10 protein-coding genes and 1 pseudogene are annotated in these 12,557 nt (G+C 66.4%); 6 read left to right on the forward strand and 5 right to left on the reverse strand.

Going from position 1 to position 12,557, the window contains the following annotated elements; translation table 11 throughout:
- Nucleotides 1-27: 27 nt before the first annotated feature.
- The 3 genes and pseudogenes from ACIREO_RS39310 to ACIREO_RS39320 all read right to left on the reverse strand — a co-directional run bounded on the left by ACIREO_RS39310 (nt 28) and on the right by ACIREO_RS39320 (nt 1,317).
- Nucleotides 28-222 carry a hypothetical protein gene (locus ACIREO_RS39310; RefSeq protein ID WP_404119881.1) on the reverse strand — a complete coding sequence of 65 codons (195 nt, stop codon included), beginning with the start codon at nt 220-222 and terminating at the stop codon, nt 28-30.
- 282 nt (nt 223-504) lie between these two features.
- Nucleotides 505-897, reverse strand: a pseudogene (locus tag ACIREO_RS39315) (DUF6083 domain-containing protein); the annotation flags it as partial.
- Between the two features lie 156 nt (nt 898-1,053).
- The gene (locus ACIREO_RS39320) at nt 1,054-1,317 is read right to left on the reverse strand and encodes a helix-turn-helix transcriptional regulator (protein WP_404119801.1); all 264 of its coding nucleotides are present in this window, start codon (nt 1,315-1,317) and stop codon (nt 1,054-1,056) included.
- Between the two features lie 1,432 nt (nt 1,318-2,749).
- On the opposite strand from ACIREO_RS39320, the gene ACIREO_RS39325 reads away from it, so the two are divergent.
- Nucleotides 2,750-3,352, forward strand: a complete 603-nt coding sequence (locus ACIREO_RS39325; RefSeq protein ID WP_404119804.1) for a hypothetical protein — start codon at nt 2,750-2,752, stop codon at nt 3,350-3,352.
- Nucleotides 3,353-3,517: 165 nt separating this feature from the next.
- Here ACIREO_RS39325 and ACIREO_RS39330 read toward each other — a convergent pair whose 3' ends face one another.
- Together ACIREO_RS39330 and ACIREO_RS39335 are read right to left on the reverse strand one after the other, a co-directional pair.
- Entirely contained in the window at nt 3,518-4,075 is a 558-nt protein-coding gene (locus ACIREO_RS39330; protein ID WP_404119806.1) for a hypothetical protein, read from the reverse strand.
- Complete coding sequence (locus ACIREO_RS39335; protein WP_404119809.1) at nt 4,075-6,597, reverse strand: type II toxin-antitoxin system prevent-host-death family antitoxin; 2,523 nt, start codon at nt 6,595-6,597, stop codon at nt 4,075-4,077. The genes ACIREO_RS39330 and ACIREO_RS39335 overlap by 1 nt, the downstream gene beginning before the upstream one ends.
- 470 nt (nt 6,598-7,067) lie before the next feature.
- On the opposite strand from ACIREO_RS39335, the gene ACIREO_RS39340 reads away from it, so the two are divergent.
- The 5 genes from ACIREO_RS39340 (at nt 7,068) to ACIREO_RS39360 (ending at nt 12,021) form a co-directional block, all read left to right on the forward strand.
- Nucleotides 7,068-7,586 (forward strand): hypothetical protein, encoded by a 519-nt coding sequence (locus tag ACIREO_RS39340; protein WP_404119811.1) that lies wholly within the window; start codon nt 7,068-7,070, stop codon nt 7,584-7,586.
- Nucleotides 7,587-7,717: 131 nt separating this feature from the next.
- Nucleotides 7,718-8,284 (forward strand): Crp/Fnr family transcriptional regulator, encoded by a 567-nt coding sequence (locus tag ACIREO_RS39345; RefSeq protein ID WP_404119878.1) that lies wholly within the window; start codon nt 7,718-7,720, stop codon nt 8,282-8,284.
- A 106-nt stretch (nt 8,285-8,390) separates the two neighbouring features.
- Nucleotides 8,391-9,206: a hypothetical protein gene (locus ACIREO_RS39350; protein ID WP_404119814.1), complete on the forward strand. Its 816-nt coding sequence runs from the start codon at nt 8,391-8,393 to the stop codon at nt 9,204-9,206.
- A 2-nt stretch (nt 9,207-9,208) separates the two neighbouring features.
- Nucleotides 9,209-11,263, forward strand: coding sequence for a hypothetical protein (locus tag ACIREO_RS39355; RefSeq protein ID WP_404119816.1), 2,055 nt, complete (start codon nt 9,209-9,211; stop codon nt 11,261-11,263).
- A gap of 74 nt (nt 11,264-11,337) precedes the next feature.
- Nucleotides 11,338-12,021 (forward strand): hypothetical protein, encoded by a 684-nt coding sequence (locus ACIREO_RS39360; protein ID WP_404119819.1) that lies wholly within the window; start codon nt 11,338-11,340, stop codon nt 12,019-12,021.
- Nucleotides 12,022-12,557 lie beyond the last annotated feature (536 nt).

Raw genomic sequence — 12,557 nt, forward strand, 5'->3', positions numbered from 1 at the left:
GCCGAGCGAGCGGCTGTGCAGGGATGGTCATGGCCGGTGGCGTGTGTGGGTGCGGGCGGGCAGCTGGGTGTGGATGTGCTGGTGGTGCAGGGCTGGGTCGAAGGGCTCCCATTCGGCGAGGCTGAGGTCGGCTGGCCCTGGGGCGGTGTGGTCGGGGCAGTGCTGGTGGCGCCATCGCAGTTGCTCCGTGTAGGGCAGTTGGGTGAGGTCGTAGACGGCCATCAGGCTCAGGCCCGGACGAGGCGGCCGGGAGCCGGGTGTGGCGACGGAGAGAAACGTCCAGGTGCCGCTGGGGATGTCGGGGTTAAGGACCGGACGGGTGCAGCGGCGGCGCTGTCGGGTCTGTGAGACGCATTGGACGGTGTCGATCGGGTGCGCAGCGAGGTAGCGGGAGCACAGGAGATGAACGACGGGCCTGGTCGGCCCGCACGGATCTGCAGGCGGTGGGGTCGGTGAGGCGGCCTCCAGGGGCGGTGTGAGGGTTCCGTTGTTGATGAGGTGTCGGGTGTACAGGGCCAGGTGGCGGCGCAGTGCGGTGATCTGCGGAGTGAAGGTTGCAGGGGCGGGGCGTGCGGGGCACAGGGCTGCGTGCGGAATGCGGCACCAGGGGGTGCCGTCGTGGGCGGGGTGGGCAGTGCCGGAGCTGATGTGCCAACGGTGGATGGCAGGGACAGCGGCTGCAGGGAGCTCCTGCGGGTGGAGACTTACGGGGCTGTTGTTTGAATCGACGCGGGGATAGCGGTCGATGCGGTTACCGCAGTGGCCGCGGTGGCCCGGTTGGGCGCTGCGGACAAGGCAGGTGGGGCTGTCGGAGGTGACGCGCAGGGCGCGTGAGCGTGTGGGGCGGGCGGGGGTACCGTCCCATCGGCGGCCGGATGAGGCCGTGGCGGAGCACATAGCGGCGAAGGTGGCAGGTGCCACGCCAGGACTGTGGTGAACGTGCCGGGATGTCCTGCGAACGGCCCAACCTCGCGGAACGCCTATGCGATGGCTCGTACGGGTATTCCCTGCGGGCTACTGGATCGGGTGATCTCTCGACTGAACGCCTGGGCGCTAAGCGGTGGGTTCGGCCGGCGGCTCGTGGCCTTCGCAGAGGCGGGCGATGAGGTGGTCGACGGGGACGCCGAAAGCGTGGGCGACGGCGTGCCAGGTCTTGAGCGATCCGATGGTGCGGCCCTGCTCGATTTCGATGAGGGTGCGCCTGGCCAGGCCGGTACGGTCGGCGAGTTCGTCGTAGGTCCAGCCGCGCTCGCTCCTCAGCCGGGCCAGCTCCAGGCGGAGGGCGGTGAGGTTCGGGTCGGGCGGGAAGGTTGTCACCCCACCATCCGAAGGTGCAGACACCTGCCCTGTCAGTGCAGACTTCTGCCCTATTTCCGCAGGTCGCCGCATCGCCACACAGGGCAGAGGTCTGCACTACGGTGCGTTCACCGCCTCGCCCTGGCGGGAGGTACGGACTCATTGACATCACGGCCAGGAAGACCGGAGGAAGACGCGCCCCATGAGGCAGTGCACGATGCAGCAGGTGCAGCGCACCTGGATGGTGGAGCTACGCCCCGAGCGCGGTAGTGCCGTGCTCGTCTGCTCGAGGTGCCCTTCGTCCGGCACCGCACCCGTTCGTTCCTCGGCACAGGAGGCGATGGCGCATCTGGCCCAGCACGCGCGCAGCGACGCGTTGCCCGCCCACTTGCGCACCTGTCAGTGCCACGCCCGCGGCTGCAGGTGGCACCCCAGGCATCGCGGCTGCGCCGGGGACATCCTGCTCGTCCTGGCCTGGGAGCGCGGCGGCCGTCAATGGCGCCTCGCCGATACCTGTGCCGCGTGCGCGGGGGCCACCGAACACGCGGCTGTCGTTCCGGACACTGCACCGCATAGTGCGCCCTCTGTTTTCCCGTCCCGGCGCCGCAGGACGAACGGTCTCGCTGTAGAGGTTCGGGTGCGCGAGATGCTCAGCTACCTCACTGTCGCTCTCCCCGCCAGAGCGTCTGCGGCTTCCCGCTTGCTTGCGCTGCAGTGCGCTCTGCGCTCGACTTGTAGTGGCGACGTGCGCATCCCCACCGGCCTGGTACGCGGGATGCGGCTGGGGTCTGATGTCGACCCGCATCAAGAGCTGGAATCGGCAGGTTGGCTATGTCTCTATGACGTACGGCCGAACAGCCCGCGGCAGGGATTTACCGGGCGGTTGCTCGATCCCACCGTGCGCACTCAGGCGCCCGGATGGCAGAGCCGGGCCCGGGCAGCGGACTGGGCGCTGCGCGTCTGTGGAGGGCGTCAGCTCCGCCCGCTCGGAGCGGCCCCCAGGCTGCTCGCTCTGGCCCTCGGCGCCCACCATACTGCCGACTCTGCTCACGCAGCAGTCGATCGGGAGATGCTCGGCCCCTTGTCCGGTCTTGCCCCGCCTCAGCTGTACAAGGTTCTTGACCTACTGATCGACACGCGGTTCTTGCAGTCCTGGACGTTCGAGACCGTCTCTGGAGACGTTCGATGGACCCTCTCGTCACCGAAGCCTCTCGCTCAGGACAAGCTGTGACAGGGGGACGCGGCGGCTGGGACCTACGAGTTGCGCCTCTACGGCCCGAAGGGACTGCTGCACCGGATAAGTGACCTTGACCTGCAGCAGTCCCGTCTTCGCTCAGGGCCATCGCAAAGTGTCCTTGGCGAGTGCGAAGTTACTGCTGGGAAGTTACCCGCATGGATGTATGCGTAGCATCGAGGGATCACTCCACTCACATTTCCGAAAGATGAAAGCCTTATGTCTGAAATCGCCGCAGCGTCCACAGTCACCGCAGGTTATGCGCAGAAGGTCACCGAAGACCTTGCGGCCACCAGGAGCGAGCAGGAGCGGGTGCGTGCGGAACTGACCCGGCTGGAGGGCGAGCTCCGCCAGCTCGAGGAGGGCGAGCAAGTCCTGGTCAAGATGCAGGTCGTGCTCGGCGGTCCTGGTCGGCCGGCCGCGGGGGGTGGCAAGGGCAGGAAGAAGGCCTCCCTGCCTGCGGCACGTGGGAAGGATGTGACAGCGCGGCAGAAGATGTCGGGCAAGGTAAAGCCTTCGAAGAAGATCAACCCCAAGGCTCCTGCTGGGAAGGCCGCCCCCGCCAAGGGTGCGGGCGAAGAGACCTGGGCTGCGCTGGCCGCCAGTTACCTGGCCGGGCAGAGCGAGCCGAAGTCCGCCGCCGAGGTCTCCGCCGCCCTGACCGAAGCCCACCCACAGCGCAGGGTCCAGGCCACGGTCGTGCGCAACGCGCTTGAGCAAGGGGTGGCCCGCGGTCTCCTGGAACGCTCCAAGCAGGGTCGCTCCGTGTACTACACCCCTGTCACCACCGCGCTGGTCTCTGAGCCCGCTGCTGCTCAGTAGGGAGGCAGCGTTCAGGCCCGGCGAGGGTGTATTGCAAGGGTGACCGTGGTAAGGCGTGAAGAGGCCTGATGCCGGTCTGTGACGGGGCATGACGGCCATGCAGCATGGCAACCGTGAATCCGAACCGGTGGCGTGCGAGCGTGAGCAGGTTGCCCTTTCGGGGCCTCAGATCACCTGGTACCAGTCTCCGGGAAACTGCCAGCCGTCGGTCCCGTCGCCGATGTCTTCCACAATGATGTCGTCGATGAAGTACTCCTCGAATACTTCGCCGGTCAGCTGGCCGGTGAGCCAGGCCTGCTCGATGCGCGACCAGGCGCCGTTGCGGCCGTCAATTCGCAACGGGGCTTCGCCCCGGGTCCCGCGATCTCGGATGTCGCGTGCGATCTGGACCGTGCCAGTGATACGGAACTGGTGAACTACGAACTCCGGCGGCACGGGTGTGGGCGGGATCGTGGCCGCGTCTTCGTAGGCGGACCTGATCTGTTCCTGATAGCTGCGGCGCACGGCGTACTCTGGTTCCGCCAGCCAGTTGACCAGGGTCCGGGCTGTCACGTTGACGCCTGCGCGTTCGAGTGCTTCGTAGCCGCGGTGGGTTCCGGTGAGTTGTACAAGCTGGGCGTGCCAATCCTTGGCCCTGTAGGACTTGAGACGGTCCTGGGGGCGGGCGCCATGGTCGCGCAGGAGGCTGCTGAGGGCTTCACCGAGGGTGGCTCCCTGGGCCATCAGGGGCTCTCCTGACCATGCTTGACCTTGACTTCACCGAAGCCCGTGCCGACCTTGTAGGTGTCGGGAGCGGCACCGTCGGGGGTATGGAAGACGGCCTCGTCGACGTTGCGCAGGGCGATCAGAGTGTGTCCGGCCTGGACGGCCTTCCACGCGGTGACCCAGTGGCGGACGGATGCTTCGGCCACCACGCTCATGCGCCAGTCGGGACGCCAGAACGGCGACTTCACCGTGTCGCCCTTGGGCCACAGCAGGCGCAGCGCGATGGACAGGCGGCGTTTGTAGTCGGCGTAGGGTTTGCCGCCGGTCTCGACGAGTTCGGTGCGGGCGCGTCGGGCTTCCTTGTAGAAGTGCTGGAAGAGGCTTTCGTTGGCGCGGCCGGTCCAGGAGTCGTGGATGTGGAGGGGTTCGGTGATGTGGCCGGACTTGATGAGGCGCTCGATGAGCTGGATGTGAGAGGTGACGGCCCAGACCCGGCCGTGGGGGTCGGCGCGGTCGGCGAGTCGTCCCAGGGGGTGGGGCATATGAGGGTGGGCCCAGGTGGGGACGTCGATGTAGAAGATGCCGGCCTGGTCGCGGGTGCGTTCGGGAAGGGCGCCGGTATGGAGGAGCTTGTTGGGGGCGAGGGGGACGGCGGAGCAGGCTGAGGGGTAGGAGCCGTTGCGGTCGATGGTGCACAGGGCGCCGGGGGCAAAGCTGTCCGGGACGATGAGGGTGTCGCGCTGGCCGGCGCCGTTGCGTACGCGCTCGATCTCGGGGTGGACCCAGCGCGGTTCGCCGTCCATGAACTCGCGGAACAGTGTCCAGGGCTCGGCTTCGCGTTGGTCTGCGCGGACTGTCGGCAGTGGGTGCATCTTGGATCGGCTGATGCTTTCTTTCAGGATGCTCAGTCCTGGGAAGATCGCGTCGTTTGGCTCGTGCTCGTCACCTGGCTGCAGCTCTCTTGACTGCTCCTCCCCCGGTGCCGAGTGCTCCTGCCGTGGGGTGGCCACGGCTTGCGCGCTGATATGGGGCACGTCGGCAGTAGCTGGTGCTTGATCGACGGATTGCGGCCGGGTCTTTGCCGCAGCTGAGGCGTAGGTCTCCAGCGCAGTGCGCAGTTGCTGTTCCTGCGGGCCGCCATCGAGTACTGGCGGGTTGGCAGCCAACGCGGCCACGGACTCCCGCAACGCGGGCAGCACCTCGTCATGGTCTTGGTTTACCGCATCCCGGAATGCGGCCAGGATCTGCTGCGCCGGGGCGGGCAGGCCCTGACGGGCGCCGGAGGTGAAGGGCAAGGCAGCGCGCAAAACTTGCTGCTCGGCCTCGTCCGCGGGAATGTCCTGGAGGGTAGTGAAGCGGGCGTGGGCGAGGTCCTCGCCGAGGTATGCCGTAGTCAGCGGCCCGAAGTCCCGCTCCGCAACCGTGATCTCGGCAGTGCCAGCACTCTTGTGGAGGGCTAGGTGCATGGTGACATCCGCGTCCAGTCGCTGCACGAGGAGCGGGTCGTCGGTGTCGATGACCGCGAGGACGGGCACATGCGCCTGCCGTGCCAGGTGAGCCAGAGCGCGGGTGGCCGCTGGGAGTTGATCCCCTGACAGAGGGATGTGTGCGGCTGGTGCGCATTGCAGCCGGTCCACGACAATCAGTGCCAGGTCGTTGACGTAGGGGGCGGTCTGAGCGATCGCCTCGACCGTCAGACCGCTGCCGTCATCGATGAGGAGCGGCGCCTGGGTAAGTCGGGCGTCGGCCTTCTGAGCCTCGGTGCGTTCGTCGTCGCTGAGAGCATTGGTGGCCAGGCGGCGATAGTCGGTGCCTGTCTCTGCGGCAACGATCCTGCGAGCAATGTCCGCGCGAGTCAGGCCGGAAGCGGCGTACAGGACCCGCTGGTTGGCCGCGAGTGCGGTGTGCCGTGCGGCGGCCAGGGCGAGCAGGCTCCCGCCGGCTCCCGGGGCTGCGGCGATGAGCACGAGGCGGCCGGGCTGAAGGCCTCCGACGGCGTCATCCAGGCTTACCAGCCCGAATGTGGGCGCTGTGGGTGCGGTCTGCGTAAGGACCTCGCCCACGACGTCGCCCAGGGCCGCGAGTCTGCGGGGGCCTGCACTCTCAACCGAGGAAGGCGTAGAGGCAAGGCCCTCCGACTGCCGGGGAAGGGCCGTATCGCCGGCACTGGCCTGCTGCGACTTAGTGGTGGCCACTGAGCCGGTTGAGCCAGGTCGATGAGTGTGAACTGGCAGGAGCACCGCCACTGGCGCGGCGCGGCGCAGCAGAACCTGGGGTTGCCCTGCTGCTGCGGCTTTCACCAGGTCGCCCAGATCTCTTTGTGCTGCGGCGAGGGTGTGCGTGGCCAGCCCCGCGGCGGCGTCGCGAGCTGCGGGCAAGTGGTCCAGGGGAGCCAGAACTGCTTCTTCGTGGCGTCGGCGTACGTGGGTGATCTGGCCTTCCTCGGCGGCCTTCACTCGTGCATGCAGAGCGGCACGGGCCTGTTCCACCGTGAGGACCTCAGGTGTGGCTGCCTGCCGACTTGCATCGTCTCGGCTCATGCTCGCCGCCTCCGCATCACGCTCCATCAAGTACTAGCAAAGATAGCACTATCGAAACTGATAAGGGCACTTCACCATAAGCTTATGGAGCTTCATCAATGGGAAACGCATATTTTTTGATTGAGTTAGCGTGCCGCTCCATCACTTGCACGAACGTGGGGTCCTACCGACGAGAGGGGCCAAGAGGCATCCAATCCTCGCCTGGTCGGCAGCCGGTCGCCCGGCCGGAATGGAGCGTCGACAGCCGCCAGTCGGCAAGCCCAGTGGGTTCGGCCGGCCTCTGAGGGGGCGCTCATGTCATGACTGCTGCACTTTTGCGCCAATGTCAGGGGGTGAGCCATGTCGGGTGCATCACGGGAAGGTGTGAGGTGCTGAACAGCGTGTGTGCATGGTGCTGGGCAGCCCCATTTGACGCCTTCCCCCACTGTGGATCCGGGTCGTAACGGTTCCGACCTGGCTAGGAGGAAGTCGTGTCCGGAACACACGATGGAGTGGAAGACGCCTTGCACATCCTGACTGGGGGGCAGCTTCGGGTCAGGGGTGCCGAGATGTTCATGGAGGTACAGCGGGCCGACGTGAAGGCCGCAACTCTGTGTGCGGTCGCGGGAGGCCTGTTGGCGGTCGCATGTGCCGCGCCCTCGGTGCTGCCCAAAGGGGACAGTCCGCCAGTAGCCGTCCTGGCGTGTTCCTGCGCCTTGTTCGGTTTGGGCCTCATCGCAGCTCTGGTCGCCATCCGCCCCGTGCTGCCCGACGGCAGCAGGCTGACAGGGTTGGAGGGTATCTGCACTGGGACAACGGCCGAGGACGTCGTGGCAGCGTTTCAGGACATGAACAGCCGAGATCGCGTACGGGTGGAGGCTGACCGCTTGTCGCTGTTGGCGAGTCTTGCCTGCAGGAAGTTCCAGACGCTGAAGGTGGCTTCAGACCTAATTGTCGCCGGAATTCTCGTGGCCGGAATTGGGCTGTTGATCACCTATCTTACCTCTTGAGAGCATCCCTACCACGATGGGCACCACGCATCAGGGGGGATATGTACCAACCGCATGTACATCTCATCGGCGACCAGTTGTGGGCGAAGCTGCGCGATCTGGCTCCCGAACGCATGCGTCCGGCCAGGAGCATGCTTCTACGTCAAGGAGACCCTGGAACCCAGGTGGTTCTGCTGGTCTCCGGATCAACACTCATCACCTTGACCGGGACGAACGGCCAGCAGACCATGCTGGCGGTCCGCGGGCCAGGGGAACTGCTAGGAGAGCTGGCGGTCCTGGATGCGCAGCCGCGCACAGCTTCCGTCATCGCGGCTGAACCCTGCCGTGTGCACATCATTCCTGCCGCCGACTTCGTCGCCTTCGTTCGACAGCACGATCTTCTGACGCCGTTGCTGCGTCATGCCATTGCGCGAGTTCGCGAAGCCGAGGCGGTCCGTCTGGAGCTCGCGACTGCTCCGGTTCCCGTGCGGCTTGCCGCGGCCCTTCGCCGGCTGGGAACTGTTTCCGCCTCAGGCTTCCCGTGCCTGGTGCGGTTGACTCAGACGGAGTTGTCCCAGCTCATCGGTGCATCACGCAATGCCGTGGGTTCCGCCGTTAAACCGTGGCGGGAGCAAGGGTGGCTCGACACGGAGGCAGGCGGCGGTCTAATCATCCGCGACTTGCGGTCAATCGAGGCGCACGCCGTCAGTCAGAGGTGACGGAGCACACCGGCATGGTGCCCAGCAGTGGGCACCACCGTGGTCTCTGCCCCGACAGCATGGGCCTCCCAGCGAAACCCTTCTGGCTGAAAGGCTGGCCCTCCCGATGGCAGCGACCGATGGGTACGACGAATTCGACGTTCCGCCGGAGCACTCACTCTTCGTCGTCGACATGAAGAACTACAGCCTCGTACCCGAGGTGAAGATGGCCGTGGTGCGCTCGGACCTGGACAGCATCCTGTCCAACGTGTTCACCCATATCGGCTTGCCCGACCCGCAGTCGTTGGGCGATTCCTACGAAGGCACCGGCGACGGCGCCATCATCGTGCTGCCCGCCCGGCACACTGCACGGCTGGTCGATCCACTCCTCGGGCTTCTGCACGATCACCTGCTCCGTTACGACAAAGTCCGGCTGGCCAGCGCCCCGCCTCTGCGGTTGCGGGTGAGCGTGCATGTCGGGCCCGTGCCCGTGATCGACCGCAGTTGTGAGGCCATCGTCGAAGCGTGCCGCTTCGTCGACAGCGAGAGCACCCGCCACGCCTTGGACGTAGCCGTGGACAACGGCTGCTTCATGGCAGCCGCCCTCTCGGAAACCGCGTACCGCCGCAGCGTGCGGGCGGGGCGCACTCCAGATCTCACGAAGCACCACTTCCTCAAGACCATGGCGCGCGTCAACGGCAAGCCCGGCTTCGAGGAACCGGGCCGACTCTATACGCCAGGGGTGTCCCCGGCAGTTGTCGGCTCGTATCTCGCCAACCATGACAGCAAACGACCCGCGTCGGCACAGGCGCCTTCCGCGCAGGTCCCTGCGACGAGTGGGGACGCCGCCGGGCGCCCCGCAGGCGTGAGACAGAAGGGCAAGGCCAGCGGCAAGGCCCGGATCGTGCAGGTAGGCAGGAACTACACCACGGGAGCGGAGTAGCCATGACAGAACACGAGGAGAGCGCAGTGGCCGCGGAGGATGGGGCTGCTGCACTGGGCACCGTTCAGCATGCCAAGGCCTCCGGACACGCCACGGTGACCCAGGCCGGCCGCGACTACGTCGAACAACAGTACGTGCGCGGTTGGCAGTTTCTGCGCGGGGTCAGTGTGGACGACCACGAGATGAACCTCGTAGAGAACGCCTTCGTCGACGTCCCCGGCGTCCACGGGACTGGGCAAGTAGAACGTGCTGTCACCAAGCTGACCCGTCCGCATGGACGAGTTCATGCCCTGGTGTTAGTGGGCGAGGCAGGCACGGGAAGACGCACAGCCGCGCTGAAGGTACTGCGCGGAGCGGGGGTGCCCCGGGAGAGGATCCGCTGGCTGGTGCTGGACTGGGATCAGCCAAGGACCGAACAGATCCCCCACGCCACGGGCCACGGGTACGTCCTCGACCTGGCAAGCTCACCTGCGCTGCCCGAGGATTTCTACACGGGGCTGGCCGACTACCAGAAGAAGGCGGAAGAGTACGGGACCTTCCTGATCATCCTGGCGGCTCCGGGCGCCTGGGATCCCGGCGCTTTCGCCACTGTTCCGAGCGCCCGTCTGGTCCGACCGCCGGCGAGGGAAATCGCAGAGGCCCATCTGCGTCACCTGGTTCCCGGGCGACTGGACTGGCTCACGACTGCTCCACTCGATGAAGTTCTCTCGAAGACGGCCCAACCATCGGAGGCCGCACGTCTGGCCCGGCTGGTCGTCCGCGCGACCAAGGACGACAGAAAAGCGATCAGTGACGAGTTCTCGGACTGGAAACAACATCTGCAGGACTGGTTCGCGCGGTTGTCAACATCGGACGACCTTCATGAACGGGCGCTTCTGATCGCTGCGGCTCTGTTGGAAGATGTTCCGGCCAGCGTCGTACTCAACGCGGCCGACCAGCTCTTCGCGGAGGTCGGAGGCGCTCTGCCAACGGGCAAGGCATTGGCCGGGCGAGATCTGGACAAACGGCTGGAGGCGATCGACGCGTCGATCGTGGGCGAGGAGAACATCTCGCTGAATGCCGAACGCCACGGCCTGGCCGGAGCTGTTCTGCGCTACGTGTGGAAACAGCGACCGCAGCTGCGACGGGGGCTTCTGGAATGGGCCTCACGAATCAGCGCGCCCAATGGAATCGCGGTGCGCCACCTGGGCCGCATCGCCACGTCACTGGCGCAACTGTCGTTGCTTCCAGGCGGGTCGACGGTGCTGTCCGTTGCGAGCGATTGGATCGACACGGGGCGGAGCGCTCACCGACAGCTGGCCGTCGAAATCCTGGAAACCATGGCCCTTGACCCGGTTGCCGGCCCCGGCGTCCGCAAGCAGCTCTACGACTGGGCACATCAGAAGAGCACCAGTGAAGCCCTGGCCACGGCGGTAGCGGAGATCTGCTCCGGCAGGTTGGGCGAGGTGTATCCACAGATAGCGCTGACCCGGCTGCGCCTGCTGGCTTCACGTTCCGACGGGCGGGGCCGCGAAGCGGTCGCTGACGCGGTGCGTTCTCTGGCCGGGGCCGCCGAGCAGCGTGCCTTGGTGCTGTCTGAGATCGTCGTCTGGGCCGAATCGCGGGAGTGCAGCATGCGCCAGGCCGGAACACGTACGTTCCTCGCGCTGACGGACATCGACAGTGACGTCCTTCTCCCGATGCCGGTCACACCAGAGGAGGTGGAGAGCTCCTCCGTTCCGCTGCCCGACCAGCTCTTCATCCGCGGCTGGCGGGCTGCCTTGGGCGAACCGGCAACTGCCGGGCTCGCTCACGATCACCTGGCAGCTTGGTTGGACTCACTCAAACTGGATGACGACCAGGTCCTGCCGCTGGCGGCAGCGGTACTGCGCGGGCATCTCGGACACGAGGGAGCCGCCACATTGCTGGTGGGCTCTGCCTCCAGTTCCGATGTGGGGCGTTCACGACGTCGGCTCCTGCTCGACCAACTGATCTCCGAACAGACCGCCTTCATCGACGAGCCCGGGGCTGCTGGGCCCGCCGAGACTCGTACTGACAGCGTTCTCACATCGGGGTGAGGTTCCCGCCGCGGCGCCGCAGAAGCCGACCTGTGCTTTCTGCGGCAGGCGCTGATTGGGTGCGTATGGTCGCCATGAGCGACGAGCGGATGCCCAGCCGCATCGCCAGCGTGTTCTTCACCGTCCGGGCCAATGGTGCGTGGCGCCCAACTACACAAGCACCGGAGCACTCGGACCCGGCAACCGCCACCCGCCACCACCTGCGCCAGGCCATCGCCCGAGTCCTGAGCCGTCACTCCGTCCTCCATCTCGAGGCAGCCCAGGACGCGGCCAATACCGCCCTGTTGCAGAGTCTTCGTCCTACGGCCGGCCTGGAAGTCACCGGCACCGTGGCGCTGCGTGTTTCGGCTGCGGACCGTGATCTGGCACAGGAACACGCCCAACGACAACAAGCCTTTGATCTCGAGCGAGAAGAGGAGTTACGTCGCTTGGCTCATCTGCAGAGCGTTCTCGCTGATCCGGACCTGCGCAGAGTGTGGTGGATCGACCGCTATCCCGACCGGCACAGTGAGCTCGTCACTTTGAGGACAGCGCTGGAGGACATGCCTCGGCCGTACGAGATCACGGCACACGACTCCGGCGGTGCCATCAGCCGCTTCACCGAGCAGTTCCTCACCACCCTGCACACGCCGCAACAGCGTGAAGTCTTCCTCGAAGCCCTCATCAAGTCCCTCCAAACCCTTGGCCACCAAGAACTGACAACCATGGCCACCCACTGGCAGACGTCCCCCAACGAAGGCGGGAGCGCACCGGAATGAACGTGAGCACCAGGCGATGGCTCCTTGCGCCCCTGAGGCAACTACATACCCGCCGACTCGTGACCCAGCACGGGCACACGCTGCCCTACGACACCGCGTGGGCTCTCATCGCCCTGTCACGCGCACCGCACGAGATCGCCCTTGTCCGGGCGTGGGTGGAGGAGAATCCTGGCGGGCCGCCGGGTGTGGTCCATGATTGCTGGGACGGACTCAGTATCGCGGAACAGACCCGCCGCCAACGCTGGCTGCAGCGCCACGGCGGCTCCCCCGTACAGCTGTTACGAGTGGCGGACGACCTCGTGAAGGCGTCGGGGATCCACGTCGTCGACTGGGGCCCGCCTCGGCTCCACAGAGCAGAGCGATCATGCCCTTCATTTGACCTGTAGAGAAGAAGGTGACACCGCTTCCGCTTAGGTACCCTCCTGACTCAAGTTCGCGCCCTGCCCGCCGCACAACGTCTGCCACTGGCTCAGGGAGGCGGACAGACGGAGGCCTGCCCTGCTACAGACCCTCAAGCCGCCACTCGACACCCACGC

Origin of the sequence: Streptomyces sp. NPDC102441 (genome assembly GCF_044765585.1) — a bacterium.
Taxonomy (GTDB): Bacteria; Actinomycetota; Actinomycetes; order Streptomycetales; family Streptomycetaceae; genus Streptomyces.

Coding starts and splice junctions, on each gene's coding strand:
- ACIREO_RS39310 (WP_404119881.1), bottom strand. CDS start 222: ATGGCCGTCTACGACCTCACCCAACTGCCCTACACGGAGCAACTGCGA.
- ACIREO_RS39325 (WP_404119804.1), top strand. CDS start 2,750: ATGTCTGAAATCGCCGCAGCGTCCACAGTCACCGCAGGTTATGCGCAG.
- ACIREO_RS39330 (WP_404119806.1), bottom strand. CDS start 4,075: ATGGCCCAGGGAGCCACCCTCGGTGAAGCCCTCAGCAGCCTCCTGCGC.
- ACIREO_RS39335 (WP_404119809.1), bottom strand. CDS start 6,597: ATGAGCCGAGACGATGCAAGTCGGCAGGCAGCCACACCTGAGGTCCTC.
- ACIREO_RS39345 (WP_404119878.1), top strand. CDS start 7,718: ATGCTTCTACGTCAAGGAGACCCTGGAACCCAGGTGGTTCTGCTGGTC.
- ACIREO_RS39350 (WP_404119814.1), top strand. CDS start 8,391: ATGGCAGCGACCGATGGGTACGACGAATTCGACGTTCCGCCGGAGCAC.
- ACIREO_RS39355 (WP_404119816.1), top strand. CDS start 9,209: ATGACAGAACACGAGGAGAGCGCAGTGGCCGCGGAGGATGGGGCTGCT.
- ACIREO_RS39360 (WP_404119819.1), top strand. CDS start 11,338: ATGAGCGACGAGCGGATGCCCAGCCGCATCGCCAGCGTGTTCTTCACC.